This window comes from Arthrobacter sp. ISL-65 (assembly GCF_018613795.1).
Lineage (GTDB): Bacteria > Actinomycetota > Actinomycetes > Actinomycetales > Micrococcaceae > Arthrobacter.
In genome coordinates, this window is the sequence record NZ_JAGGPN010000016.1 from 1 (window position 1) to 24,383 (window position 24,383).

Here is a 24,383-nt window from a genome sequence, read left to right on the forward strand (position 1 = left end):
GCTTCGAGGGTGACGGCGAGCATGCCGGGTTGCCGTTGCCTCGCTGCGGCGAATTCCCACATCGGCGTGGGCGCAGGTGCGGCCCGCCGCCACCGTTCGGCCAGGACCCGCAGTCCGGGGTCCCCGCCGCCGGAGACGCAGAACTGGTGCCGTGCCCGGATGCCCGGTGCGGTCTCCCAGCTGAGTCCCGGACCGATCGCCTTGATCATGGCATCGAGGGTGTCTGGAAGGTCCCGGTAGTCGCCTGTCGTGACGGCGCCATTGAGGAGGTTGACACCTTCTGCTGACCACCATCGCCAGAACGCGGAGATGGCGCGCGTGTGGACTGTATGGTTCTGCCGTTGAATGCTCACTGTGGCCTCCTGCCGTCCCGGCCACAGTAGTGGCAGCTCTCCGCGGGTTTGGGCTCCAGCCCGTCCCGGATTGACGAGTTGCCGGGACCGGCTGTCTGGGCCGGATTCGCGGGCGTCCGCCGACCAGATATCCAGAGCCTGTCAGTGCCTGCCTAGGAAAAACCGTGTTTTCCCGGTCCTTCTCAAGCCCCCTGCCCCGCAAAAGGGTGGCCCCCATTCCGCTCTTTCCTAACTCTCGGTCGTCAGAATGGAGCGCCCCGTGAACGAAGGTGCCGCAGGACTGGACAGACGGCCCGGCGGCATCCCCAACGCAGGGTCGGGCTACCCCCCAAGGGCGGCCGCGGTACGGGCCAGGCGCGGCGCTTCACACCGGCCTTGCAACTCGGTCTGAGAAAAGTTGGAAACACGGTACCCGGCAGACGGACTTCACTGGCTCGTTGAATCAATCAAGATTGGCTCAAGAATGATCCGATCAGAGCCTATGGGACGTTTGCTGCACGACGCCTGCGGTAATTTGTCTGCAGGAACTCAGCTTTCCCCCAAGAGCTGCAGTGTCCAGGAGCCCCTGCGTTCAGGCCGTTGCTGGCGCAGGGGCTCCGTGTCACTGCAGCAAGCAACCTGGCCTCCGGAGGGCAACCCCATCCTCAGCCTCCGGCATTTGTGGCAGGCCCGGGCGTGGGCATCCTTGAGGTTTCCGTCCTACACCGTGTGCACCTACAACAGGCCGGGGGGCACGTTGGGTACACGGGGCTTTGCCTGGTCATCGAGGATGACAGGGATATTCGCGATCTGCTGACGCTGATCCTGATGCGGATCGGTTTTGATGTTCATGCGGTCGGCAACGGCGTGGAGGGAGTGGCCGCTGCATGGGAGCACCACCCTGCCCTGGTGACCGTCGACCTGAACCTGCCGGACATGGACGGCCTGGATGTGGCCCGGTATATCCGGGCACGGTCCGAAGCGCCGATGCTGTTCATCACCGCCCGGGCCGAGGTCGACGACGAAATGGCCGGCATGGCATCCGGAGCCGCCGCGTACCTAACCAAACCCTTCCACCCCCGGCAGCTCACCGAGACAGTGAACAGGCTCTGCCCCGTTGGCCCGTTGACCGCCCACGGCCGGGAACAACGCGCATAACCGGCCCCCTCCTGCGGATAGAACAGCCCGACCGAACGCCCCAGAAGTTGACCCTTGCGCCACGGGAGCGTTGGGCCCTACGTTGGACACCAGCGGAGGAGGACCTCCGCCTCCGCCGGCACGACGGCGTATGCGGTGAGATGAGACGATGACTTCCCAAGGGGCAGCGGGCATGGCGACAGGTACAGTGAAATGGTTCAACTCGGAGAAAGGCTTTGGCTTCATCGCCCCTGATGACGGATCAGCAGATGTGTTTGCCCACTACTCGGCAATCACGTCCAGCGGATACCGCTCCCTAGAGGAGAACCAAAAGGTCCAGTTCGACATAGTTCAGGGCGAGAAGGGCCCCCAAGCGGAAAACATCAGTTTGCTGTAACCTCCCCGCCGCTGATCGGACGGGCGTTTCGATCACCAGCGCGCCCACCAGGGTCGCAACTCCCCCCAGTGAGGATTCCCGGAGGGACTCTTTTGCGGGACAGGGGGGCTTGAGAAGGCACAGGAAAACCCGCTTTTTCCTAGGCAGGCGCTGACAGGCTTCCGGATATCTGGCCGAGACGGAGGCCGCGAGTCCCGTCCAGAGAGCCGGTCCCGGCAAAATAGTCCATCCCGGACCGCCTGACCAGAACGGCCGGGACACCATCGACCGTTTCGCGGGAGCCCGACCCCACGTCGAAGTGACCCACACCCACGACCCCGGATGGACCCTGATCAGCCCATTGACTTAAGCCGCAGGTCCGAATGGCAGGAGAGGTCCGCCGTTCCCGGCACCATCCATCCCCAGGCCAGTCCTTTGGAGGACTGTCCGATTTCCTAGGAAGTGGGGCACTGCTTGCATGCCCGGAGCTGGAGCCTTGTGTGGTCCTTGTCCCCAAGGACTCTTGATCGGAACCTGCGGCGAGAGTGTCCGCTTCTTGAGTTGCCTGCTGGATGATCCTTGAACCAACCAGGATCGGCGCGAAAAAGAGGGTGAGGTGGCTGATATGAGGGAGGACCCGGGCCAGGACCTCTCCGCATTGGATGACGGCGCGCTGCAGGATCTCAAAGATGATGCCGGGGAGGCCGTCGCCCGGGCGTTCATCGAGGAGTACCTGCTGATGCTGCCCGCCCGGGCAGCCAAAATCGTCAGAGCGCTGACGCGCGAAGACACAGTGGAGAGTCTCGATGCCGTGGTCAGCCTGCGAACCAGTTCCGCGATGGCTGGCGCCCTGCGCCTCGAATCGTACTGCCGGGATCTGGAAAGGGGACTAAAGCGCGGCCACAGCCCCGACGTTACCGCTGTAACAGCGGGCCTCTTCTCCAACATCCGCCAGGTAATCCGGGAAGCTTCCCGTCGCGGACACCTCCCACCCAGATCCCAGGATTCCCACTCCTGAACCAACTACTGGAGGAGATGCCCCTTCTCCTTCTGACCCTGCGGGACGCCGTTCCTCCGTCGTCGAACTTGTGTCAGGGGATTAGCGCATCGCCTGCGACTGGTCTCCTGCGCAGGGTGCGCCAGATGATGATGGTGATGATTGCACCGGCGGTAGCGGATGCTCCGGCGAGCAGTGCCTGGCTTTGCCGCCCGTTTTCCGCCCGGTAGGTTTTCACCTGCCCGGTAATCCGGTCGAGTTGAGAACGACTGTACGCCATAGCCCCTGCGGCCTGTTCTTTGCCCGAGGCGAGCCTGCTCGTGGCCTGGTTTTTCAGGGTCGCGGCTTTCTTTCTGGCCTGTGCCTTGACGTCGAGTTTCGCGGTGATGGCTTCCACGGTTTCGCCGAGCTCTTCGCGGGTCTGTTCGATGTCATGTTTGATGTCCTCGATGCCGGCGTCCTTGTACGGTTCCGGGTTAGGAGGGGTGACGGAGGTGCTCATTGATGTTTGCTCCTTGACCTCTTGAATGTCTGGCCGCCGATAGGCTCCCGCCGGGCACCGGCGGCCGCAAGAACGTCAGCAGGTCCGCTGGTGTTCTTGCGGCTCTTCAGGGCAATTTCGCCCATCATCCAGGTTTGCTGCGCGGGTAATGATGGTTCCGCCTAGATAGTGGACTGGGTGGCGGCGGCTGGATCGTTGGGGATTACCCCGTTCTCAAGGGTCTGTTCCGTTGGAGGCTCGACCGGGGCTTCCCCGGCTGGGCGAAGGGCGCGCCAGAGGCTGGCACCACAAAGCGCCGCAGCTGCCGCGATTCCGGCAATCAACCAAGGCTTCCGGGACGGCCCTTCAGACTTGGCCAACTCCGCGGCCAGGTCTGGAGCGGGAGGGGCAGCCTTCGCTGTGATCCGGGTTATCCGCTCATGGACTCGGGGAGTCACGGCCCCCACTCCGCCGGCGAGTTCGTCGGCAATCGTGCGCAGGCCGGCTTGAATCCGCGGGGACGCTGCCTCGAGGCCGCTGTCGATCCCGGTCAGTGCCCGGTGTAAGGCGGCTTCGATTCCGGGTGTTGCCCACTCCCTGCCCTTGGCCAGTTGGGTGAGGACATTTTCTTGGAGATGGTGCTCGCGAGCGGTGGGGACGGTTTTTTGTGACGTATGCACGGTTGCCTCCAGGGGGTGGATGTCAACGGAAAATGCTGATGTTTCCCTGCAAACAGTCTTGTTTTGCAGAGATGTGCGAGGCGGATCGCCAACAGTTTGCAGCGCTTAGATGGCGGCCGGGAGGGATCTATTGGGGGGGGGGCACCGGGGCCCGGGCAGAGGCCCTGGCCCCGGTGCCTGCGCCGTCGGGGGCTGTTATCGGCGGGTTTCGCCGGTGTCGGTGTCGATGTTTTCCTTGCGGACTTCCTCCTGGACGGTGACGTCATCGGTCACGGTGTCCTTGTCGAGGCGGACGCGTTCGACCGGGACGGTTTCCTTCTCCACGACGGGGCGTTCCTCATGCAGGGTGACCTCGTGTTCGTCCTCAGTGATGTCCGGGCCGGACATCGCGGCGCCGCGGTTCTCCTCGGTGATGGGTTCGCGTTCGAGCCGGACTTCCTCACGTTCCACCGGGACGGTCTGGGTGACGTTTTCGGTGGTGACGTACTTGCGCAGCCGCGCCCTGCCTGCTGCCTGCTTCTCGGTGCCGACCCGGAGGCGCTCCTCCGAGCGGGTCATGGCATCATCGGTTCCGCCGGCAGAGGTGTCCCTGCCCATCGTTCCGGTCGTTTCCCTGGACGCGTACGTGTCCGTGTCGGTCCTGCCGGTATCGCGGGTGGTGTCGGTGTAGGTGGTGCCTCCGCCGAGACCGTAGTGCCCGTAAAGGCGGTCTTCCTCGCCCGGTTCCAGGTGGCCGTCTTCGGCGACCCTGGGTGCGTCCTTGACCTGGTCCTTGGTGTACGGGACGAGGATGTCGTTGCCTTCGATGCGTGCCCCTTCGAGCGGGACGAACGATTCGGACGTGCCGAACAGCCCGGTCTTGACCGTCACGAAGCTGGGTTCGCCGCTGTTGTCGTCGGCGTAGACCTGGCCGATGGAACCGATCTTGTCCCCGTCGGTGGTCAGGACGTTACCGCCGGCGTTGAGCACACCGTCAATGTTTTCCCTGCTGAACATGATGTCTCTCCCTTGGATCTTGTTTTCGGTTCGTTGAACTTAGCGATCGGGTCTCTTCCTATAAGGGGCCCGTGCGGTGGTGGCTGCGCCGTACCGGTGCGGGGTCACCACCGGGGGTGTGATGTGAGGGCATTCCGGACTCGGTGAAAGGGGGGTGCGGGGCGGGCCGGACCCGCGGCGGAAGCCCCCTGACCGGCCTTCCAAACTTATCCCATAAGCATACTTACTATTCGTCTGGTGGGCACCGGAGAATTTTCGGTTGTGGTCGCTACGATGGAAGTGTCAGCCGCCGGCGGCAGGCCGGCGGGGCGCGAACCGTAGGGAGAAACACCATGGGTTTGGACGACAAGATTAAGAACGCCGCAGACAAGGTGAGCGGCAAGGGCAAAGAAACCGCAGGCGAAGCGACCGGCGATGAGAGCCTCCGGGCCGAGGGTAAGGGCGACCAGGCCAAGTCGGATCTGAAGCAGGCCGGCGAAAAGATCAAGGACGTCTTCAAGAAGGACTGACCGCAACAGCCGCTGCGATAAACGAACCACACTCTGCATGAACGAATGGGTGTAGCCCCGCACGGGAGCTGCACCCATTTTTCTTCATCCTTCCCGTAGGGTTTTCCCGAAGCCGTGAGCCACACTGCCGTCCACGGCATGGGGGCGTCCAGCCGGGAGGGTCGCGGTGCAGCTTGCGGGGGCCCGACGGTGCCGTGCGTGATCACTGTCGCCGGTTCCGGCCGTCAGGGCTGTCCTTGTCCTGGCTGTGCTGCTGGCGCAGTTCCCGGCCGCGCTGGATGTCTTCTTCCTCCTGCTCGTGAAGTTTGTCGCTCTTCTTCGTGCCGCGTGGCGGCAGCTGAAGGGTTTCCTCCGCCTCGATGCCCGCCTGCAATTCCCGGCCGCGCTCCATCTCGGCGTCGAACTCGGCACCAAACAACAAGGACATGTTCAGGATCCAGAGCCACAGGAGCATGACGATCACGCCGCCGATTGCCCCGTAGGTCTTGTTGTAGTTGCTGAAGTTAGCAACGTAGAACCCGAATCCCAGCGAGGCCAGCACGAAGATCATCAGGGCAATGAAGGAGCCGATGCTCATCCAGCGGATCTTGGGCTGCCGGACGTTGGGGGTGGCGTAGTAAAGGATGGCGATGACCACGATGACCAGCAGGATGATGACCGGCCACTTGGCAATGTTCCAGACGGTCAGGAACACCCCGCCGAGTCCGAGAACGCCGCCCACGGCTTCGGCGACGGGGCCGCTGATCACGAGCATGGCCGCGAGCAGCGCCACGATGACCACGGAAAGGACCGTCACACCGAGCATCGTTCCGCGAAGCTTGATGAAGCCGCGGCCTTCGTCGACTTCGTAAACCCGGTTCATGGCCCGGCCGAACCCGTTCACGTAGCCGGAAGCGGACCACAGGGCTGTGGCGAGGCCGATGATCAGGGTGAAGCCGGCCGCCGGTGACGTGGTCAGTTCCTGGATGGGTTCGCGGATCATGTCCGTGGTGGTGCCGGGGGCGATGCCCTGCACGATGTCCAGGAGTGCCGCCGTCGTTTTTTCCGCCTGGCCAAAGATGCCCAGGAGCGAGACCAGTGCGAGTAGCGCCGGGAAAAGCGAGAGGACAGCGTAGTAGGTGAGGCCGGCGGCAAGGTCCGGGCAGTGGTCCTGGCTGAACTCGCGGAGTGTTTTCTTGGCGATGTACTTCCAGGACGGTTTGGTGACATCCGTGGGGCTGTCGGGTTTGCGCTCATCGTCCGGGGCGGGCGCCGTGGACGCCTTGGCCGTGCTGGTTTCCGGGGCTTCTTTTTCGGACACGTGACCCATCCTTTCCGGGGTTGTGCAGCGGACCGGGCGTCCCTCCCCGGGAAGTCGGCCGCCCACACCTTCGTCTCAGGTGTTCTGGACGTGGTCCTTCGCGTCGGCGGCGCTGGTCTTGACGTCGGAAACGGCTGCCTGGCCCTCTCCTTTGACGGTTTCGGCGGCGTCGGTGGCCGTGGTCTTGACGTTCTCCATGGCTTCCTGGGCGGGTTCCTTCAGGCCCGCGGCCATGTCTTTCGCGGCGTCGGTCAGTTGGGTCGTGACCGGTTCCGCTGCGCTCTTGAGGGCGTCGGCGGCTTCGCGTTCCTTCTCGCTTGGCGGGATCAGGGAGGAGACGAGCAGGCCGGCGCCGAAGGCGATCAGGCCCGCGGCAAGGGGGTTGCCCTGGGTTTTGGCGGCGGCCTTGTGCGGGGCTTCGGAGATGGCTTCGCCGGCGTCGTGCATGGTGGAGCTGACGGCTGAGCCTGCATCGCTGATGGCGGACCCGGCGGTACCGGTGGTCGAGGGGACCTTGGAGGTGGCGCGGTCCGCGGTGCCCATGACTTTCTCCTTCGCTCCGAAGACGGCGGCCCTGACCCTGTCCTTGGCCTTGCCGGTCTGCCGGTGGACGATGTTGGACGGGGTTGCTTTGTCGGCCACGGCGTCCACATTGGTGCCCAGGCGGGCGCGAGTTTCTTCGATGTCGGCGCGGATGGCGTCCGGGTTTTCACTCATCGGTTCTCTCCATTGGGTTTCAGGGTGGGCGGGATTTCCTGGACGGTTTCGACGGTCTGGGGCATGCCCTTGATCTTCTTGAGTTCCTTGCGGCCAACCGATGCCAGGACGGCCGCGATGATGCCCCAGATGACGGCCACGACGACGGCGGACCAGCCCAGCCCGATCAGGGTGCCCAGCGCCCACCACAGGGCCAGGGACAGGAAAGCCAGCACGAAGTGCCCGGCGACGCCGGCGCCGGCGAGCATGCCGCCGCCCTTGCCGGCCCTCGTCGCGGACTGTTTCGCTTCGGCCTTGGCCAGCTCCAGTTCCTGGCGCATCAGCGTAGAAAGATCCCGGGTGACCTCACCCAAGAGCTCCCCGAGGGAATTCGTGTCCGCCTTGGCATGCGCGGCTGTCGGAGGAGTCTCCGGTACCTGGCTGCTCACAGCCGGCCTCCTTCACCCTCGACATACGGATCGTTGGGATCGCGCAGCGGAACCCCTGCCGACCCGGGAGCGGCGAACCCGGGCCGCGCTGGCTCTCCATAGACGGTCTCGCCGTAAGCGGGAGCGCTGATCGTGGCTTCGTCGTAGAGGGGCGCACCGGTTCCCGCTGCAAGGGTGCTTTCTGCCGCCAGCGGGGACTGGATGGGCTGGGGCGGGACGGTGGTGCCGGTTGCCGAAGTGGCGGCCGGGGATCCGGCCTGCAGGCTGCGGCCCAGCCGGCCGGCAAGTACGCCGGCACCGGCGGCGAGGAGCAGGAACGTGCCGGGACGTTGGCGGGCAAAGGACTTGACCTCGTCCAGCAGCGAGCCCGGGTCCCTGTTCTCCAGCCAGGATGCGACGGACTGGGAGCGGTCCGCGGCCTGGCGGATCAGGTCGGAGGCGACACCTTGCTGGTCCGGTGCTTCCGACATGGTGCGCAGCTGCGAGGAGATGGTGCGGATCCCTTCGGCGGCCTTCTGCTGCTGAGTGCCTGCCTGGCTTGTCAGGTCGGATTTTGCCTGATGAAGGAGATCCCGGGCGTTGGTCTTTGCCTCGGAAGCGACGTTGGCAGCCTCGGCCTTGGCCGTCCCGGCCACGTGCTGCGCGGCGCCGGCGGCCTGGCCAGCCACATTCGACGCTTCTTCCTTGGCGACGTCCTTTTTGGAACTCTCCGACTCAACGGAGAGTCCCGGCGTTCCTGGGCTCCGGTACTGGTCACTCGTGGTCGGCGGTGCAGCCTCGGGCCATTGGTTCTCAGTCATCGTTGCTCTCTTTTCAGGAAAGGTCAGCTGGCGATCAGGAACCAGCTCGGCCGGGTTCGATTAGTAAGCACGGTTACCAACTGAATCGTAAGCCCACTTGCTATCTGCTGCGCAAGGGCAAATTCGGGAATCGCCGCCCCGGTTCCCGCCAGGAGTTTCGGGGGAGTCCGGCAGCAGCTTCCCAGTCACCGGGCAAGCGTTCATTCCCTTGACGCCTCGAGTTCAGGCGGCGAATCGGCAAACTCCCGCAGGCTGGTGCTGGTCAGGCTTTCGTCGAACCCGCACGGCTGCTGCGATCAGGCGCGGATTAGTAAGCATGCTTGCCAACAGGATGCTAAGCAGGCTTATGTAGTGGGAAGCAATCTCCGTCAGGGAGGCGTTGTCCCGCGAGAGCGACCCGATCGCGGATGCCAACCGCGGAGCGGTATGACCGACGAAGTGACCGTTGATGAAGAAGTCGAAAAGGAAACCATCGAGACCGGTCCGGTCGAGGACGGCCTGCCGATGACCACCGCGCCTCAGCCGGACCTACGGGCCAGCTACCGGCTGCTATCTCTGGCAGCCCGTCTGATCCAGCGCCGCCTGGACGACGCCTTGGCACCGCTTGGCCTGACGCGGGCCGCCGTCATAGCTCTCGACGGGCTCGCTACCGGCCCGCGGAACCAGGAACAGCTTGCCGCCATAGTGCACGTGAAAAGCCAGACCCTCGGCAAGGTCCTGACCCGGCTCCAGAACCGGGGACTCCTCACAAGGACACGGCATCCTTCAGACCGGCGCCAACTCATCGTCGAGTTAACCGCTGCAGGGGAGGCGGCCTTGGCAGCTGCCCACAAGGCAGAGATCGACGCCTTTCCGGCTGACATGGACCCCGAAAAGTGGAGAATCCTTCAGGAAGAACTCACCAGGTTCGTCGCCTCCCTTCACGCTCCGCAACGGGCCTCCGAAACATCCCCGAGGCCAACCCGCCTACGTGGGGTGCCGGGAACCGGGCACCGTGAAAGCGGGCCGCGTCGTACCCTCATAGGGGAAGAGCGTGTGAGAACACACGACGTCAGACTCATTAGCCGCCGTGCGCCGGTGACCTGAGGTCAATCGGTGAGGCGGCCCGTGATGAAACGTAAGAAGGCTGGTCACATGGCGGGAATCCTCCGGGAAGTCAGGAAAACTGTTGAGCGGCTGGACCGGGCCCTGGTAGAGCGCGTCAGCCGTCTCCCGGCCGGCGCCGCCGACGATGCGTTTCAGAGGTTGTCATCGGCCGCAAAGTACAGCAAGCTCTGGTTTGCGATAGCAGGGGTGATGGCGCTGCGAACCGGCCGGCCACGGCGGGCTGCTGCCCATGGCCTGGTCGCGCTTGCTCTGGCTTCGGGCACGAACGCGGTGTTCAAGGCGCTGCTGCCTTCGCGGCCGCGACCCGAGCAGCTGTCTTTCCTGCGATTCGGGCCTCCGGAATCCGGCAGTTCCTCCCTGCCCTCGGGGCATTCGGCGTCCGCGGCGGCTTTTGCCACCGGTGTCGCCCTGGTGAGTCCGGGACTGGGCGCCGCCGTCATTCCCGTCGCCGCTGGCGTCGCATATTCCCGCGTGCACACCGGCGCGCACTGGGCCTCCGATGTCGTCCTTGGGTCTGCACTGGGAATCAGCGCAGCGCTGCTGACCAAAAAGTTGTGGCCAGGCCTCCAGGCCTGCCCACGTGCCGCCGATTGATGCTTTTAGCGGCAGCGGCTCACGGACCTCTTAGAGGTTGACCGGCCAGAAGTTCCGCTGCAGCCGCACCATAGGAAGCGTGCGGTGGGACGCCCCCGATGGCCTCCACCCTTGGCGTGCGTTTGGGCTTTCCATGAACCATGAAACCCGGCTTGACGACACCGCCGTCTAAAATCCCGTCCGCCTCCCGCAAAAATGGGCCGCGTCGCGCCGCACACGTGGGCCGCGGCGCGGGTGCGCCCCCACTCTTGGTGGCCTCACGTACCCGGCATATGGCCCAGCTTTTCTCCAAGGCGTGGCGGTCACAATGAAACTGTCCCGACGGGGGAAGCCGCGCCTCCTGGACCGTGTGACAGGCAGCCGGGCCCGTTGCATTCCCCCCAGATCGCAGGGTCCGGCTGCACCACAAATCCGTGAGGGCTGGATTCAACCGTTGCCTCCGAAATGTTTTTTACGAGTGTCGGACTACACGGCGGGGCCAAAGGGCCAAAATGCTCACGGTGGCCTCCTGCCGTCCCGGCCACAGAAGTGGCAGCTCGCCGCGGCTGTGGGCTCCAGGCGGTCCGGGATGGACTATTTGCGGACTAATGTTTTCCGCTTGGGGCCCTTCTGACCCTGAACTACTCCGAACTGGACCCTTTGGTTCTCCTCCAGGGAGCGGTATCCGCTGGACGCGATTGCGGAGTAAGTGGGCAAACATATCTGCTGATATGTCATCAGGGGGCGATGAAGCCAAAGCCTTTAGGACCGACGACGGAACTGGGTGCCGGCTGGCATGGGGGACACCAGCGGCCGTCCGCCGCCGGCCGGTTCCAATTTTGCGCCGGGCACAAAGGTGAAGAGCGGGCTGGTCTCCCGGCGCAGCCCCGGCTGGTCTTCGCCGCCAAAAGCAGCCCGGGAAACGGGCCAGCAGCGCCGCTGGAAAGGCAGCCTACGAACCGGGGGACTGCATCGTAGGCTTCCGGCAGGCCTTGAACGGTGGCAGGTCGTGGGGGTCCTGGACGTCGCGGAGGTGGGCGAGCAGAGCCTGCTCGGGATGCCCGTGGTTCTGGGACAGGTGCCGGAGCAGGGCCAGGCGTATTCCAGGATCGAGGTCCGGGTGAGCGAGGATCCCGCCGATCAGCTGCTTGAGCTGAAACTGCAGAAGCCCGCCCCGTCCTGCCTGGCCTGGGGAGGTTGGTTGAGCCGGTCCCGCCACTGCGGGCGTAGCGGCGCGCCGCTGCTGATGGTCGGCCGTCGGTAGGAGTGTGGAACGAGGCATCACTCCGTGTCCTTCCGCCGGCACCGGAGTGTCGGCCGTTGGACCGTCCGCGTTAGCGGCGTTGCCGGTCATCTCGACGTTCACGGGAACCACCTCTTTTCGTCTGTCCTGGCTGGCCGTACTCTGCCCTGCCGTCATGATGAATTCCCTGTGGACAATGGGAGCGCTGTGGGGTTCCCCCCTCTGTTGTGGCGGGCCCCGCAAAGGTGCCTTGTCCGAGGGGCGTGTTTTCTGAGGTCGTGGTATCGGTCGGTTCACAAGGTTCGTCGGGTTTCCCCAAGGCGTCAGCGAAAGGATCTGGGTATCTGGCCAACGAGGCGCCCTCCGGGCCAGTCCGCCGGGCCTGGCAATGCACCCCCGTCAAGCCTGGCCCGCGGAAACCTTGGTGCAGCCGGGTCCGGACCTTCGGTGCAGCTGAGGTCGGAAAAATGACACCGAGCATAAGGACCATCAATGCTCACTCATTTCAGTCCCATTGTGCTCCATGACCCTCTTCCCGTTTCACTTTGCAAGGCACCAAGGGCAGGTCCGCCTCCACGTCGTGCCATCCCGGGGCCGCAGTCATGGCAATCTTGTCTGTGGCTGCAACAGCGGCACCAGCACGCACTAACGTCCAGTAGCGGGAGAATTTGGTGGATTCCAACCACGTCCAGTCCGGTCTCAAGAATGTCCTCTACACCAAAGAGCAGATCCAGCTACGCATCACCGAACTCGCGGCGGAGATCGACGAGGATTATGCGGGCCGTGATGTGCTGCTCGTGGGTGTGCTAAAGGGTGCGGTCATGATGATGGCCGACCTGGCCCGCGCACTGCAAAGTCCCGTCACCATGGATTGGATGGCCGTCGCATCCTACGGCTCGGGAACGAAACTCTCCGGAGTTGTCCGGATCCTTAAGGACCTGGAAACAGATCTTCTGGGCAAGCACGTGCTCGTCGTGGAGGACATCATAGACTCCGGTCTGACCCTGTCCTGGCTGAAAACGAACCTGCTCTCCCGCGGTCCGGCAACAGTGGAAATCTGCACACTCCTGCGCAAACCGGCTGCATCCAAGGTGGACATCGACGTCAAGTACGTGGGCTATGACATTCCCGACCAGTTCGTCGTCGGCTACGGACTCGACTACGAAGAGAGATACCGCAACCTGGACTTCATCGGCACGCTGGCTCCGCACGTTTACGAATAAGCCTGCAGGCACCGCCGGTCCAGACCCTGGCTCCCGGGATCTGTTCCCGTTTTCCCGTGGTCAGGTCCGGGACCGGGACGTAGCCGGTGACCAGGGTGCCCAGACGTGTGGCGGCGCCCATGTTCAGGCCCGTTTCGCTGATTTCCAGGTAGTCCCGACTGATGACCAGGATCTTGCCTGCCCGGGTTGCGGCGTGGAGCCACTGGGTTTCTCTTGCATCGGCGGGTTTCCAGCTGCTCGGAGTTCACCAGGTCCCCGTCGATGTGCAGGCTGACCAGGCCCTGCCCAGTCACGGTGCAGCCGACGCCTGAATGGACGTCCCGGGCGTGCTGGACAATCTCCTTGTAGTCGGTGCTGATGGACAGTCCGAAGCCGGGGGAGAGCAGCACCGGGACAAGGGCGGAGGTCAGTTCCCCGCCGGGTTCGCGGAAGCGGCGAGAGGAGTTCAGCGGGTCCCACGGGCAGCCCGCACGCCGCGCAGGTCCTGGCCAGGGCGGCGACCGCGGCCAGGAAGTGGGTGGTGTCCCGGCCCTTGAAGGCTTCGAGCCGTTCGTCCCAGGCGACGTTGCTTGTGACAGGCATACCGGCCAGCGTACTGCCGTCGCCCGGGGACGGGCCCCGCTGGCCTGCCTGCCCGGGGACGTGGCCGCGCGATCAACCCCAACGTACAGTAGAGGTTTCCTCCGCTAGGGAAAAGGGGAGGCCGGCAAGCAGCGCGGCTTCCCTTTTCCTTGCCCGTGGCCGCAGTCCGCGCAGGCTGTGCCGTTTCCGTTCCGTGGCTGTGAAGAGGGTGGTGTCCCGGACTCGGAAAGCCATGCAAGAGCGGACTGGCCCCCAAAGTACGCCAGAGCGGCGCAAAGATGCAGGTCGTGCCGCCGATCGCCGTGACCGGCCAGGTCATCGCCGGGGGCAGGATCCCCTCAAAAAGGCCGGACGTAGGATTGATGCAGGCTGGCGGCGGTAGCCACCGATTCCCCATTGTCTCGTGGCATCCCAGCCCGCCGCCGGCCGTGATCACCGGTATCCGGGCCCGGTGAGGAGCGCAGGGTCTTCCTGCCCAGTTTGTTCCCGGACCCCGGAGGCAGGGCCGCCTAACATGCTGTTACGGCCCGGGTTTTGCCCAAGGAGCATGGGTGAGAGTGTTCAGTGTCCTGAGTTGACGGTCAGTGGCGCATCGTCACTGCGGGACAGCCGGGTCCGGTCGCATTCCCCCAAGAGGTAACCGGACCCGGCAACCCCACGACAAGTGCCGCGGGAGGCCGATCCGGCGGAGCGGGCCAGGGATGCCGTGTAGTTCGCGCCCGTCCAGTGGCCGGCGGATAAAACTCGCCGTAGAGCATGGACTTGGGAGACGTGGACGTGGAGGGGGGCCGGTGACCGGACGCCGGGGATCCACGCCCGACAATTTCCGGATCCAGCCCGGACCCGCCACAGGCGGTACGGACCAGAGCCAAGCAACACCGAACATCAGGGCCTCCTGCGCCCGGCAGCGACCGTGGAGAACCCCGCCTTCCGGGTATGGCTCATTGCTCCCGTCAGGCTGCTGTTGTTGTTAGAACAGCCATACTGCAACCGATACCTCACACCCCCGCCAGAATTACCGGAAGGACGCCGATCCAGTGCTCCCGATGAACCAACGTCCCCGCGCCGTAATCCGCGACGAAGCAGGCTTCATCGTTCCTCGGGAGCGCTGGAACGATGAGCAGCGCCGACAGGCGCACGCCGCCATCATCGAGCAGTTCCGCCACGGCATCCAGCGGCACACCCTCGAGGAGGTCCGCGAGGAAATGGCGGCCCGCTGGAGCTACGTTGAATCCTGGGAGGAAGAACAAGCCGTGCGGGAATGGATCATAAGCCAGCTCGACGGCCTGATCGAGCTCAACAAGACCGGAGGAGCCAACCCCGCCGCGGGTCCGGGATCACCGCAGTTCCTGGAACCCATCGCCGCCCGCAACCGGTAGAAGGCCGCCCGGGTCCGAGGAAAAATAAGGAGTTAAGCTCTTGGGCTTGCGTTTATGGGTACAGTCACCGCATGAATGCAGGACGGAAACGAACAGGGGCTTGAATTGGCAGGCAATGCAACTTTCCGGCATATCAATACCGCGTTGCTTTCGGTGAGCAGTGTCGAGGCTCCGAGGATCGTGAGTTCCACGGATTTCGACCGAAGGTTGGCTTCGACCCTTCAGCGGCTGAAATTCCCGCCGAGGCTGCTGGAGCGCGTTGCCGGGATAACGCACCGCCGCTGGTGGGCCGCCGGGACGTCGTTTGATGATGCTGCCGTCGAAGTGGGCGCGAAGGCCTTGGCCGAGGCCGGTGTCGAAGCGTGCGAAATCGGCCTGCTGATCAACACCTCGGTCACGCGGCGCAACCTGGAACCGTCTGTCGCGGTGAAGATCCACCATGGACTCGGCCTGCCGTCATCGGGCATGAACTTCGATCTGGCCAACGCCTGCCTCGGATTCGTGAACGGTTTGACCCTCGCGGCCAACATGATTGACTCCGGCCAGATCAAGTACGCGGTGATCGTCAACGCTGAGGATGCCGAGGCCACGCAGGAGGCCACGCTGGCCCGGCTACAGCGGCCCGAGACGACCCGTGAGGACTTCAACCGGGAGTTCGCCACGCTCACGCTGGGCTCCGGAGCCGCTGCAGCCGTCCTGGGCCCGGCGGATGAGCACCCCGCGGCGCACCGACTTGTCGGCGGCGTGATGCGTGCCGGAACCGAACATCATGAACTGTGCGTGGGCGGCATTGACGGCATGGCCACGGACACGAGGGGCCTGCTCGATGGCGGCTTGCAGCTCGTGGTGGATGCCTGGCATGAGGCCGAGCCAGAGTGGGACTGGGCCGCCATGGACCGCTATGTCACGCATCAGGTCAGCAATGCTTATACTCAGGCGATCATTAATGCCATTGATCTGGACCCGGCCAAGGTGCCGATCACGTTCCCGCACTGGGGCAATGTGGGCCCTGCCTCCCTGCCCATGACCCTCGCCGCCGAGGCGCAGTCCCTCGAAACCGGGGATCGCGTCCTGTGCATGGGCGTCGGTTCCGGGCTGAACACCGCCTTGATGGAAATCGTTTGGTAGCCGCCGACTGGCCCGGGTTCGGACCCGGAATGGTCCCCGACGATCGGCTCGGACCCGGCAACCCTCAGCCCTCGCGTCAAGGCTGGCGCCCATAGGCCGTCGGCGTTCTCTCGCGACCGGCGTTACCAACGGTGGTGCGCGTTTGTGCATCATCCGATTGCCTGCGGAGGGAAATGGCTAGACTCATCCTCATGCCAGTGACACGCAATGTCGCCTGGGACGGGCGCCTGGAATCCTTCAAAGGCAGGGACACGACCCAATACGTGCGCACCGCAGCGGCCACCGCGAAGGCATGCGCCGCCTGCGGGGGTCCACTCGGGTCCGACGAACCGCTTTCCCTGCTCGTGAACATCACGCAAAGCACCGCCCCGGACGGAACCGAACGCCTCATCTTCACCGACTGCGTCTGCCACCGCCGGTGCAGCGGGCCGGCCCTGACCGTGGAGCAAACTCCCTGGCAGCCGGACGAACTGTCCCCCGTGGCCGCGAGACTACTCCTTACACACAAATCAAAACCCGGCCAGGCAAGCGTCGTCCCGGCGCTGGCCTACACCCTGGTCCCGGTCGTGAGCTTCCGGGAAAACGACGGCGAACTGACCTCGGCCCTGGTCGCCCTCCTGCTCTCACACGGTTTCCAGCTGGCCATGAGCCCCGAGTACGCCGACATCCTGGAACAGGCCCACGAAACGGCCCCGAGCTGCAACTTCACCGTGACACCACAGGGCGCCATCCTGCTCAGCATTGACGGACAAATCCTCTACCGCGAACAGCTTGACCCGGACCATACAGACGACGCCCAATGGCTCGAAGCAGCGGCACGCCGCCGGCACATCCTCATCATCAGCGGAGACAACCTGGACATCACAGACACAAGCCTGGACCTCCACTCCGCTGCCGGGCAGGGAACACTGGTGATCGGCACCGTCCCCGTCGCCGACACGTCCTGAGACACAGGCGTCCTCCGCTGGCCCACGCGCGCCAGCGGACGCTCTCCTCACAGAACCTACCTGCCCTCGCCGGCACAACTTCAGGCAGTTGGCTTCCCGAGCCGCTGCGAACGGGTGATGGACTAAAAGCACGATGCGCACGTGAACTCGTCAGCCTGGTGGGGAACCACCACGACGTTGAGCTCCTAACCGCAAAGATCAGCCCCAGGAAGTTCAATCCCTTCGGCCGTATCGCTTTCGTCCACGTCAAGGAATGAGGGCCGTGCGGACCGGGCTAACGACACTGACCACACAGACGCCGCCTACAGCCCCCCAGACTTCCTCTCCCGCACCGTGAGCCCCGCACCGACGCGACTATGCTGTTGGCTGCTGAGGAAACCCCATGGACTAGACTTCGATCATCGGTTTCGCCATGGTCTACGTCGTCACGCACATCGCCGTTTTTCTGATGTCCGACCCGGCCTTCATCCTCTTCGCCCTGTTCCTGCTCCTAGCGGGCCTGGTGCGGCTGCTGATTCTGCTCCTGACCGCCCTGACCGTCAGGCTGTTCAGGAGGCTGGGCGGCATGCACGGGCAGCAAAAATGACAGGCTTGAACACCGCAGTGAAGAGGCTCTGGAACGGGACCACCAGCTTGGCCGTGGCCATCGAGAAACCAGTGGCGATAAAAATACCGACTACCGCCCCGCCCCCGCCCCAGGCACGAAACCGTCAGTAAGGCCCACGGCGAGCAACGAACCGCAGCAGCGAAACTGACGGCCGGTTCAGCACCCGGTGAGCGGGTCGTCAGGGTGACCCCGAGCTGAGCACTGGAGAGTTCACGTTGGGGGTGGCGTAGTAGAGGTCCGCGATGGCCGCGATGACCGCCCAGGGCTTCGGCGACCGGGCCGCTGAGCACCAGCTCCCGGTGGTTTTTCCGCCTTGCCAAAGATGCCCGGGAGCGAAACCAGTGTCAGCAGCGCCGGGAACGTCGACAGGACGGCGTAGGTGAGGGTGGCGGCGAGGTCGGGCACTGGTCCTGACTGAACTCCCGGAGCGTTTTCTTGGCAACGTACTTCCAGGCCGTTTTTGTGACCTTCGTCGGGGGCTGTCAGGCTTGCGGTCGTCATCCGGGGCCGGCAACCTGGACGCTTGGCCGTGCTGGTTTCCGGGGCTTCTTTTTCGGACACGCGACCCATCCTTTCGGGGTTCAGCGGACGGGACGGGGATTCACGCCTGCTCCTGGTAAGCGAGGCGCCCGCCATCCGGTCAGTGGTGGCCGACGGGAGTGGTTCCGAACATCAGGGTTCTCCGGCTGACGTCGTAGAAGACGGTCTCCGCGGTCGAGAGGAGATCCTGGAGGTTGTCCGCGTCATCGGCAGCGAGAGTCAGGACTTCTTCCCAGGCACCTTCATCCAGCACGAGTTGCAGCGTCCACGTGCCCGGGTTGCCCGCTGATCCCGCCACCCAGCTGAACTGGTAGTGGCTGAGCTGACGTACTTTGATGCTGTCGTCGGTGATTGGCTGCTTTGGTGTCGGGCCCATGTTCTTGTCCTTGCCGGCTGCCCCGCCCGCGCAGCCTCGTCAGTGGGATGCTGGATGTCGGATTGCTGCCCTAACACATGCCGGCAGGGCCACCAACCGACCACCACTGTAGCCCCGTCCAAGGACCCTGTAAATGTCCAGGGACTGTGTAAATGACGCGAAAGCCAGGTAGTCTCCCCCTAGCGACAGCGAAGGCGGGCCAGTTCCTCGACGGAGCTGGACGGCTGGCCGGCAGCACAACCTGAGCCTGCAGTGAGCTTCCGGGTCGACGATGAGGGACAGATCATCAGCACTGCCATCGTGCAGGCCGCCGCCGTAGACAGCGCCCGTGCCCGGATCCTCAGCCAAGCCACCGGCCTCGTGGCGGCGGCCACGGAGGAGGATCTGGCGGCCCCGTGCAAGGCAACGAAACAACTGCAGTACAGGGACGAGCGGCCCTGCGCTGACGGACCCTGGTGAGCTGCCCCGCGAGGTAAGCATGTTCCCGGCTGGCTCTCGCACTCCACCAGGGCAACTGGGGCTGTCATGTAAAGGAGATCTCTGGCTCGGCGCAGTCCTCTGCTTCCACCCAAGTATTAAAGTCCGCCAGCGACATAAAGCAGTAGAAATCGCAGTACCGCAGCTTCCGTTTCTCCATCTTGCTCATGCCAGTTATTCGAAGCATGGTTCGACGTGGATGGCATGCGACCTGCGGATTGCGGCTGCGAGGTTCCGGGGCGCTTTTCCAGAGGCCCGGCGATCAAAGTATCTTGCCATCGCTCCAAATAAGCGACGCTCCGGCAACAACACCGGGCCCAGAGTTCCGAGGAAAGTTGCCCACAGGACCGCCTGAATGAAAGGGCGATAACGAGTCCGCTGACAACGTTCCAATCGGACCTTGGATAACCTTGGAGCGTCACGAACCAGTGCCCGGGTTGCCTGTTCCGGTGCTCTCTTCTCGCTGCAGGCAATGCGTGCGGCCCCGTCCTGGCCCATAGGCCCGGGAGGGCGAGGCCGCCGATTGCGTCAGATCATCCCGCCTGCCGGGCGGGTCAGCGCTGGCCGCCGCTTCTGCGGATCGATCCGTTCACGCCTTCGGGGAAGAACCCGCCGGAGGTGACCGATTTCGGGTTTAGGTAGGCGATGTTCAGGACCTGGGCGCCGGTGCGGCTGAACGCGATACCGTTGCGGTCGGTCGGCACGAGGTTGGCTGCCTGGCGGGTCCCGATGCCCTGGTCCAGGTCGGACCGGCCGTCCAGGCTGTCGCGGGCGTTCGAGATGGCCTGCGCGGGTGCCTGCAGGTCGCGGGCGTACATGGTGGTCCTGATGATTCCGGCGTGGTATGCCTCCACGGCTAGAATCCCTGCGGCCGCCTCTAAATATGTCTTGTTATCGATGAGCGGGGCTGCACCCTTATAGGCGGTGACTCCGACGTCTTCGAAGATGAACGCCCCGAGCAGAAAACTCGTTTCGTCGGCGAACGGGCTGAAGGTCTGCCCTGGTCCTATGAGCCCCGCAGCGCGGGCGGCAGCGGTGAAGCTGGCGTCCAGGTCGATCCTCGGCCGGGCCACCGTCGCCCGGCCCAAAGCGCTGCGCAGGAACACAACATGGGCTCTTTCGTCGGCAGCGATTTCCCGGGCGTACTTCTGGACCGGGCTGCCGGACCTGAAGGGAACCTGACGGCCGCCGGTGACGTTCCCCCGCTTGCCCTTGCCCTCAGTCAGGTTATCGGCCAGGCCGCGCCCCGTCACAGCCCGCAAATAGAACTCCGCTTCAAGGTATTCCAGGTTCAGCGCAAAATTCAGAATCGCGGCATCGCTCGGGCCGTCCCGGTCCTCAGAATCGGCGGCCGCGGCGGTGGCGGAGAGCAATGCAACGGCCCCGCCGATCCCCGCCGCGCCGGCGGCCCAGAACAGGCGGCGGCGGTCCACGCTGTCTTCCGCGCTGCGGGCCAGTGCATTGTTGATGAACTGCTGATCAAACATTTCAATGCTCCTTGCAATTGACATGAATATCCCAAAAAGGGATGCAAGTACTTCGGAGCGGTACGCGGTCTAGCTGGGTGGAAATATGACGGCTGCCACAAAGTCGGCTCCAGTGATAGTTCAAGCAAGCCCTGCCTTTTCGACGCTCAGCGCGCGGGCCAGCGCATGGACGGGTTCTTCGGCATTTCCCCCGCCTGATCGCGTCCAAAGACGCCACCCTGATTGCCGAAAAAGACGACGCCTGGGAATACTGTGAGCCCGGCAAGGTTGGGGGAGAAGCGACCCCCAAGATCGCCGTTCTGTCACCCGGCTCGAAGGCTGGTTCAGCCCTATCCACGTCCCGGCCGGCGTCGCCATCTACGACGACCATCACCGGCCCCGGCGTTACGACCGCAGGCTGCTGCGGGTCTTCTACCTTTCCGGGCTTTCGGCCCTGAAAAGCTGCCCCGCCTCCCGGACCTACTACGACCGCAAACGCGGTGAAGGCAAAACGAGACTTGGTCTCGAACGCTCAGGTGGTGGTTCAGAGCTGGCGAAAGTAGCACAGGAGTTGGTCGGTGTGACTCGGCTCGGTGTTGCTGAAACCCCGCTCTTCATAGAAACGGCGCGCGTCTGTGTCTTCGCCATCAACGCTAATTTCGCGTTGAGCTGGAAGCTGATCACTGCCACTCCGGTTGCCGGCTCGCCAACGACCAGCACGACGACGTCGTCCCCCGCCAAGAGGGAGGTCAGCCGCGCGGCAATTTTTTCGCGGCCCGGTGTTGGTGTGGCGAACTCGGTGTTGAAGTCGTGCAGCATTTGGGCAACTGTTGGGGCATCGGCGGTTGTTGCCCGCCGTGGCGTTTCGCCGCTTGCAGTCTCGTTAGCAGTCACGGCTTCATCATGCCGGGCATGTGATCGCGGGTCTACCGGGTGCTGCCGGGTTCTGCAGATTCTCGATGCGTTAGATGGCGTCAGCCATGCTGCGTCTGCGGGAACTCTTCTAACGGGCACTCCGGGCGGCTGGGACTGTGGAATTAGCGGTGTATCCGGCTCGGGACGCCAGGTGTTCTGCCTAGTAGGGGCGGGTACGGCTGGATGGACACACTCGAAGGGACGCCCTGGTCGGTGCTGCCGAACTGGGGCAGCGAGGGATGGGATGTCAGATCCTGGCCCTACATTAGCGTCGCTGTCGCCCGGACCCGCGACCGGGACGGGGAACTCTTCGGCTACGCAACCTAAGTCGAGGGTGACACCTCCACGCGCTGGTTCCGGGCCCAGGACGCCTGCTTCGCAACGCTCACCGCCGAGGTGTTCGTCCACCGGGTATCGGGCCAGTCCGACGGCCCGGACAACCTTCCCGCCGCGGCCGCGGCCCTGCCTTCTGCAGACCGGAAGCCCTACCCGGCTGGACCTGGCGTGCCGAATATCAGTGGAGCTTAAAGAGCTGAAGGGTGAGAGGTCCATCGCTCTCCCGCGGGATCGGATCTCAGGGCGGCGCCAGTGACAACGCCGGTGCCGCCCTGGGTGTCAAGGCAGAAATAGGCGACGTCATCATATCCGTCGGCACCTCCGGGACGGTCTTCCCAGTCTCCCCTACCCCCACCAGCGACCCGTCCGGATTGGTGGCGGGTTTCGCTGACGCGACAGGTAAGTACCTGCCGCTGGTCTGCACACTCAACGCCTCCAAAGTTCTGACGCGACCGAACATCGATCTGCCCGAGTTGTCCCGTCTTGCCTGACAGCTCCCTGCGGGGGCAGAGGGCCTTGTCCTCGTTCCCTACTTTGAAGGCGAACGAAACCCAAATCTCCCTGATGCAACCGGTTCGCTTCACGGACTAACTCTCGCAAGCTTCACAAGCCAAAATCTCGCCCGTGCCGCCTTCGAAGGAATCTCAATCGGGATTGTCAAGGACAATTGCTGTTTCCTGGTCGTCCTACCGAAACGTAGGGTGGGCTCTTAAGCTGTCCACGGCTGGGTCAATTCGGGTTATCCACGGCTGGGATTTGGCAGCCTGTGGGGTAGCCCCCGGCGGCAGTAGCGGTGGATAACACATGAGGAATTGTCCCCGGTTGTGGACAGCGGGACGGGGGCTGCCCAGTGCGCAGCCGACCGCTGGTGGTGGCTCCCGGATGGGCTTGCTGACACGTCTGCTGGCGGCTTACCGTGGGGCATGGTAACCAAAGAGCCGACCCAGAAGAAGCCTTCCCTGTTGAACTCTCTTGCCCGCGGCATGGCCGCGGGAGTCGCCGGAACCGTGGTGATGACCGCCTTCCAGCAGTTCGTCGAAATGCCCCTCACCGGACGCGAAGCCACAACGCCCCAGCCAACTTAGCCGAGAAACTCCTGCCCATCCACCCGGACAGCGACGAGGAACGCGAACGACTCAATTGGGTCACGCACTTCGCACTCGGCACCTTGTGGGGCTCGGCTTATGCCATCACCGCCCGCACCGGACTGCGGGGACCTAAAGCTGTTGGAGTGGTTTTTGGCACCGTCTACACCAGTGAGGTCCTGCTCAACACCGCACTAGGGCTTTACAAGCCCAGCACCTGGAGCGGGCAGGACTGGACCGTTGACATCATCAACAAGTACGTCCAGGCCACGGCCACCGGAGTGTTCTACGACCACGTCTTCGCCCCGGCGCACGGTTCCTATCCCAGTCCCATCTCGGCGGTCGCCGGGAGGCCTTTCGGGGACTTCTAGCAGGCAGTTTCAAAGACAGCGGCACAACCTGGACAGCGGGACGAAAGGGTATTTATCGGTGCGGCAACTAAGCCAAAGTGGAAGGACCCTTATTCCGTAGTGAGCTACGACCTCGCAAAAAGCCGCGCCCCGCTGGAAGGGCACGAACTGGATGTACCCCCAAAGCGAGCTGATTTTCGATGACATGAGAGCCCTAATCAGCCAACTGATTGGATCTGACGACGACGACTTTAAGAGGGAATTTTGCCGAGCCGAGTACCGCATGGCACTAGCCCATGCGTTCCTCACGAGTCAAAATACCCGTCCCTCGGCAGGCAAGTATTGCTATGCAGCCACGCGCGGGGGGAGAGAAGAACATGTGGCAAAAGGACTTCGAGCTTAATGGCGATCACCAAGCGTGGAATTGGTCGCCAACCCCTGATGGAGATCCGTTTGTGGCAAGACTTGAGGAACTTGCCACCGTCCTGGCCAAGCTGGAGCGCTGGTAAGGGGACGCCCACCGCGCAGTGGGGGCCGGACATTCTGTCACGGCCTGAGCAGCAGCCATAGATCTACCGCTGTTCTCGCGGCGGCCAGTAGCAGGGCGGCGGCCGCGATCCAGACGCCCGCGATTTGCCACGAGTTCGCTCGCGGCCGCGCGTTGTCCTCCATCGTTCTCCTGTCTCTGATCGAGTGGAAGAACCATCTTAGGCGCCTGCTCTGATGCCTGAGGGAGAGAGTGGAGCAGGCATCAGGCGCAGTGCACAACACTTCCACAACCAGTCGGGCCGTGGGACGCTCCCCTGTGGATCACAGACTGCCGGCCATCCACAGAAAAGTCACGGCGTGCCACTGGTGCCCGGGCGCGCCGCCAAGCCCGTTCCGGGATGGGGCTTGACCGGGCTAGATCTAGCGTGCACGGCCTGAGCTTATCCAGGTTCTAGAACGATCCTTAGCGGTTTAGCGGGGGAGATAGCGACCCCCCATTCACCTTCCGCCGGCCGCCGGACATCCGACGCAGGCAGCCAGCAGGTGTACGAGCTTCCGCGATCATCAGTCCAGGCAACGTCAACGTCCTTTCGCGACCAGAATGTGGCATACCCGTGGATCTGACGCTTCCACCGCCCGCCAGGGAACTGTCGCGATCACCTGCGGCTCCTGACCGTAGGTGAATCTTCTGACGGTCTGGCCAGTGTGATCCGCTGAAACGTCCACGTACTCGTACTCCATGCCGTCCAACAGGAAGGTGCGCTGCGCCTTGCTCACGGTTCATGGGTAGCGACGGATGACCGCCAA

At 64.0% G+C, this 24,383-nt stretch carries 29 protein-coding genes and 3 pseudogenes; 18 read left to right on the forward strand and 14 right to left on the reverse strand.

What is annotated here, in order from left to right; translation table 11 throughout:
- The coding region (locus J7I85_RS06795) for a hypothetical protein (protein ID WP_214848515.1) at positions 1–353 on the reverse strand (353 nt) is incomplete at its 3' end.
- A 708-nt stretch (positions 354–1,061) separates the two neighbouring features.
- Here J7I85_RS06795 and J7I85_RS06800 point away from each other — a divergent pair.
- The 3 genes from J7I85_RS06800 (at position 1,062) to J7I85_RS06810 (ending at position 2,863) form a co-directional block, all read left to right on the forward strand.
- Positions 1,062–1,490, forward strand: a complete 429-nt coding sequence (locus tag J7I85_RS06800) for a response regulator (RefSeq protein WP_308159411.1) — start codon at positions 1,062–1,064, stop codon at positions 1,488–1,490.
- 172 nt (positions 1,491–1,662) lie between these two features.
- Positions 1,663–1,866 carry a cold-shock protein gene (locus J7I85_RS06805; protein WP_214848518.1) on the forward strand — a complete coding sequence of 68 codons (204 nt, stop codon included), beginning with the start codon at positions 1,663–1,665 and terminating at the stop codon, positions 1,864–1,866.
- A gap of 595 nt (positions 1,867–2,461) precedes the next feature.
- On the forward strand, positions 2,462–2,863 hold the full coding sequence (locus J7I85_RS06810) for an Hpt domain-containing protein (protein WP_214848521.1): 402 nt from the start codon (positions 2,462–2,464) through the stop codon (positions 2,861–2,863).
- Between the two features lie 73 nt (positions 2,864–2,936).
- On the opposite strand, the gene J7I85_RS06815 is transcribed toward J7I85_RS06810, so the two are convergent.
- The 3 genes from J7I85_RS06815 to J7I85_RS06825 all read right to left on the reverse strand — a co-directional run bounded on the left by J7I85_RS06815 (position 2,937) and on the right by J7I85_RS06825 (position 4,999).
- Positions 2,937–3,344 carry a DUF3618 domain-containing protein gene (locus J7I85_RS06815; RefSeq protein ID WP_214848523.1) on the reverse strand — a complete coding sequence of 136 codons (408 nt, stop codon included), beginning with the start codon at positions 3,342–3,344 and terminating at the stop codon, positions 2,937–2,939.
- Between the two features lie 161 nt (positions 3,345–3,505).
- On the reverse strand, positions 3,506–4,003 hold the full coding sequence (locus tag J7I85_RS06820) for a hypothetical protein (protein WP_214848536.1): 498 nt from the start codon (positions 4,001–4,003) through the stop codon (positions 3,506–3,508).
- A 195-nt stretch (positions 4,004–4,198) separates the two neighbouring features.
- A complete protein-coding gene (locus tag J7I85_RS06825; RefSeq protein ID WP_214848538.1) occupies positions 4,199–4,999 on the reverse strand; it encodes a DUF2382 domain-containing protein in 801 nt (266 codons plus the stop codon).
- A gap of 332 nt (positions 5,000–5,331) precedes the next feature.
- Between J7I85_RS06825 and J7I85_RS06830 the strand changes: the two genes are divergently transcribed.
- Positions 5,332–5,508 carry a CsbD family protein gene (locus J7I85_RS06830; protein WP_214848540.1) on the forward strand — a complete coding sequence of 59 codons (177 nt, stop codon included), beginning with the start codon at positions 5,332–5,334 and terminating at the stop codon, positions 5,506–5,508.
- A 202-nt stretch (positions 5,509–5,710) separates the two neighbouring features.
- On the opposite strand, the gene J7I85_RS06835 is transcribed toward J7I85_RS06830, so the two are convergent.
- The 4 genes from J7I85_RS06835 to J7I85_RS06850 all read right to left on the reverse strand — a co-directional run bounded on the left by J7I85_RS06835 (position 5,711) and on the right by J7I85_RS06850 (position 8,753).
- Positions 5,711–6,817 carry a YihY/virulence factor BrkB family protein gene (locus J7I85_RS06835; protein ID WP_251024029.1) on the reverse strand — a complete coding sequence of 369 codons (1,107 nt, stop codon included), beginning with the start codon at positions 6,815–6,817 and terminating at the stop codon, positions 5,711–5,713.
- 66 nt (positions 6,818–6,883) lie between these two features.
- The gene (locus J7I85_RS06840) at positions 6,884–7,525 is read right to left on the reverse strand and encodes a DUF3618 domain-containing protein (protein ID WP_214848544.1); all 642 of its coding nucleotides are present in this window, start codon (positions 7,523–7,525) and stop codon (positions 6,884–6,886) included.
- The gene (locus J7I85_RS06845; RefSeq protein WP_214848546.1) at positions 7,522–7,953 is read right to left on the reverse strand and encodes a phage holin family protein; all 432 of its coding nucleotides are present in this window, start codon (positions 7,951–7,953) and stop codon (positions 7,522–7,524) included. Before J7I85_RS06845 ends, J7I85_RS06840 begins: the two co-directional genes overlap by 4 nt.
- On the reverse strand, positions 7,950–8,753 hold the full coding sequence (locus J7I85_RS06850; protein WP_214848549.1) for a hypothetical protein: 804 nt from the start codon (positions 8,751–8,753) through the stop codon (positions 7,950–7,952). The genes J7I85_RS06845 and J7I85_RS06850 overlap by 4 nt, the downstream gene beginning before the upstream one ends.
- A 426-nt stretch (positions 8,754–9,179) precedes the next feature.
- Between J7I85_RS06850 and J7I85_RS06855 the strand changes: the two genes are divergently transcribed.
- Positions 9,180–9,839 (forward strand): MarR family winged helix-turn-helix transcriptional regulator, encoded by a 660-nt coding sequence (locus J7I85_RS06855; protein WP_251024030.1) that lies wholly within the window; start codon positions 9,180–9,182, stop codon positions 9,837–9,839.
- A 48-nt stretch (positions 9,840–9,887) separates the two neighbouring features.
- Positions 9,888–10,454 carry a phosphatase PAP2 family protein gene (locus tag J7I85_RS06860; protein ID WP_214848552.1) on the forward strand — a complete coding sequence of 189 codons (567 nt, stop codon included), beginning with the start codon at positions 9,888–9,890 and terminating at the stop codon, positions 10,452–10,454.
- Positions 10,455–11,034: 580 nt separating this feature from the next.
- Here the strand turns inward: J7I85_RS06860 and J7I85_RS06865 are convergent.
- Positions 11,035–11,182, reverse strand: a pseudogene (locus J7I85_RS06865) (cold shock domain-containing protein); the annotation flags it as partial.
- A gap of 47 nt (positions 11,183–11,229) precedes the next feature.
- Between J7I85_RS06865 and J7I85_RS06870 the strand changes: the two are divergent.
- The 6 genes from J7I85_RS06870 to J7I85_RS06895 all read left to right on the forward strand — a co-directional run bounded on the left by J7I85_RS06870 (position 11,230) and on the right by J7I85_RS06895 (position 16,935).
- Positions 11,230–11,697: a hypothetical protein gene (locus J7I85_RS06870; RefSeq protein ID WP_214848555.1), complete on the forward strand. Its 468-nt coding sequence runs from the start codon at positions 11,230–11,232 to the stop codon at positions 11,695–11,697.
- Positions 11,698–12,347: 650 nt separating this feature from the next.
- Positions 12,348–12,899 carry a hypoxanthine phosphoribosyltransferase gene (gene hpt / locus J7I85_RS06875; protein WP_214848558.1) on the forward strand — a complete coding sequence of 184 codons (552 nt, stop codon included), beginning with the start codon at positions 12,348–12,350 and terminating at the stop codon, positions 12,897–12,899.
- 161 nt (positions 12,900–13,060) lie between these two features.
- Positions 13,061–13,210: a hypothetical protein gene (locus tag J7I85_RS06880; RefSeq protein ID WP_214848561.1), complete on the forward strand. Its 150-nt coding sequence runs from the start codon at positions 13,061–13,063 to the stop codon at positions 13,208–13,210.
- 1,317 nt (positions 13,211–14,527) lie between these two features.
- Positions 14,528–14,860: a hypothetical protein gene (locus tag J7I85_RS06885; RefSeq protein WP_214848564.1), complete on the forward strand. Its 333-nt coding sequence runs from the start codon at positions 14,528–14,530 to the stop codon at positions 14,858–14,860.
- A gap of 105 nt (positions 14,861–14,965) precedes the next feature.
- On the forward strand, positions 14,966–15,988 hold the full coding sequence (locus tag J7I85_RS06890; protein ID WP_214848578.1) for a 3-oxoacyl-ACP synthase III: 1,023 nt from the start codon (positions 14,966–14,968) through the stop codon (positions 15,986–15,988).
- Between the two features lie 191 nt (positions 15,989–16,179).
- Entirely contained in the window at positions 16,180–16,935 is a 756-nt protein-coding gene (locus tag J7I85_RS06895; RefSeq protein ID WP_214848582.1) for a hypothetical protein, read from the forward strand.
- A 72-nt stretch (positions 16,936–17,007) separates the two neighbouring features.
- Here J7I85_RS06895 and J7I85_RS06900 read toward each other — a convergent pair.
- Positions 17,008–17,186, reverse strand: a pseudogene (locus J7I85_RS06900) (DUF4193 family protein); the annotation flags it as partial.
- 161 nt (positions 17,187–17,347) lie between these two features.
- Between J7I85_RS06900 and J7I85_RS06905 the strand changes: the two are divergent.
- Positions 17,348–17,521 carry a hypothetical protein gene (locus J7I85_RS06905; protein WP_214848585.1) on the forward strand — a complete coding sequence of 58 codons (174 nt, stop codon included), beginning with the start codon at positions 17,348–17,350 and terminating at the stop codon, positions 17,519–17,521.
- A 661-nt stretch (positions 17,522–18,182) separates the two neighbouring features.
- On the opposite strand, the gene J7I85_RS06910 is transcribed toward J7I85_RS06905, so the two are convergent.
- Complete coding sequence (locus J7I85_RS06910) at positions 18,183–18,458, reverse strand: hypothetical protein (protein WP_214848588.1); 276 nt, start codon at positions 18,456–18,458, stop codon at positions 18,183–18,185.
- Between the two features lie 252 nt (positions 18,459–18,710).
- Between J7I85_RS06910 and J7I85_RS06915 the strand changes: the two genes are divergently transcribed.
- On the forward strand, positions 18,711–18,917 hold the full coding sequence (locus J7I85_RS06915; protein WP_214848591.1) for a hypothetical protein: 207 nt from the start codon (positions 18,711–18,713) through the stop codon (positions 18,915–18,917).
- A gap of 572 nt (positions 18,918–19,489) precedes the next feature.
- On the opposite strand, the gene J7I85_RS06920 is transcribed toward J7I85_RS06915, so the two are convergent.
- Both J7I85_RS06920 and J7I85_RS06925 read right to left on the reverse strand, forming a co-directional pair.
- Positions 19,490–20,422 carry a ferritin-like domain-containing protein gene (locus J7I85_RS06920; protein WP_214848594.1) on the reverse strand — a complete coding sequence of 311 codons (933 nt, stop codon included), beginning with the start codon at positions 20,420–20,422 and terminating at the stop codon, positions 19,490–19,492.
- A 462-nt stretch (positions 20,423–20,884) separates the two neighbouring features.
- Positions 20,885–21,295 (reverse strand): hypothetical protein, encoded by a 411-nt coding sequence (locus tag J7I85_RS06925; protein ID WP_251024032.1) that lies wholly within the window; start codon positions 21,293–21,295, stop codon positions 20,885–20,887.
- A 204-nt stretch (positions 21,296–21,499) separates the two neighbouring features.
- Between J7I85_RS06925 and J7I85_RS06930 the strand changes: the two genes are divergently transcribed.
- The 4 genes and pseudogenes from J7I85_RS06930 to J7I85_RS06940 all read left to right on the forward strand — a co-directional run bounded on the left by J7I85_RS06930 (position 21,500) and on the right by J7I85_RS06940 (position 23,108).
- Entirely contained in the window at positions 21,500–21,643 is a 144-nt protein-coding gene (locus J7I85_RS06930) for a hypothetical protein (protein ID WP_214848597.1), read from the forward strand.
- Between the two features lie 254 nt (positions 21,644–21,897).
- A pseudogene (locus J7I85_RS06935) lies at positions 21,898–22,296 on the forward strand (FGGY-family carbohydrate kinase); the annotation flags it as partial.
- Between the two features lie 318 nt (positions 22,297–22,614).
- On the forward strand, positions 22,615–22,737 hold the full coding sequence (locus J7I85_RS25510; protein ID WP_285289544.1) for a hypothetical protein: 123 nt from the start codon (positions 22,615–22,617) through the stop codon (positions 22,735–22,737).
- A 146-nt stretch (positions 22,738–22,883) separates the two neighbouring features.
- The gene (locus J7I85_RS06940; RefSeq protein WP_214848600.1) at positions 22,884–23,108 is read left to right on the forward strand and encodes a hypothetical protein; all 225 of its coding nucleotides are present in this window, start codon (positions 22,884–22,886) and stop codon (positions 23,106–23,108) included.
- Between the two features lie 1,047 nt (positions 23,109–24,155).
- Here J7I85_RS06940 and J7I85_RS06945 read toward each other — a convergent pair.
- Positions 24,156–24,353, reverse strand: coding sequence for a hypothetical protein (locus J7I85_RS06945; RefSeq protein WP_214848602.1), 198 nt, complete (start codon positions 24,351–24,353; stop codon positions 24,156–24,158).
- Positions 24,354–24,383 lie beyond the last annotated feature (30 nt).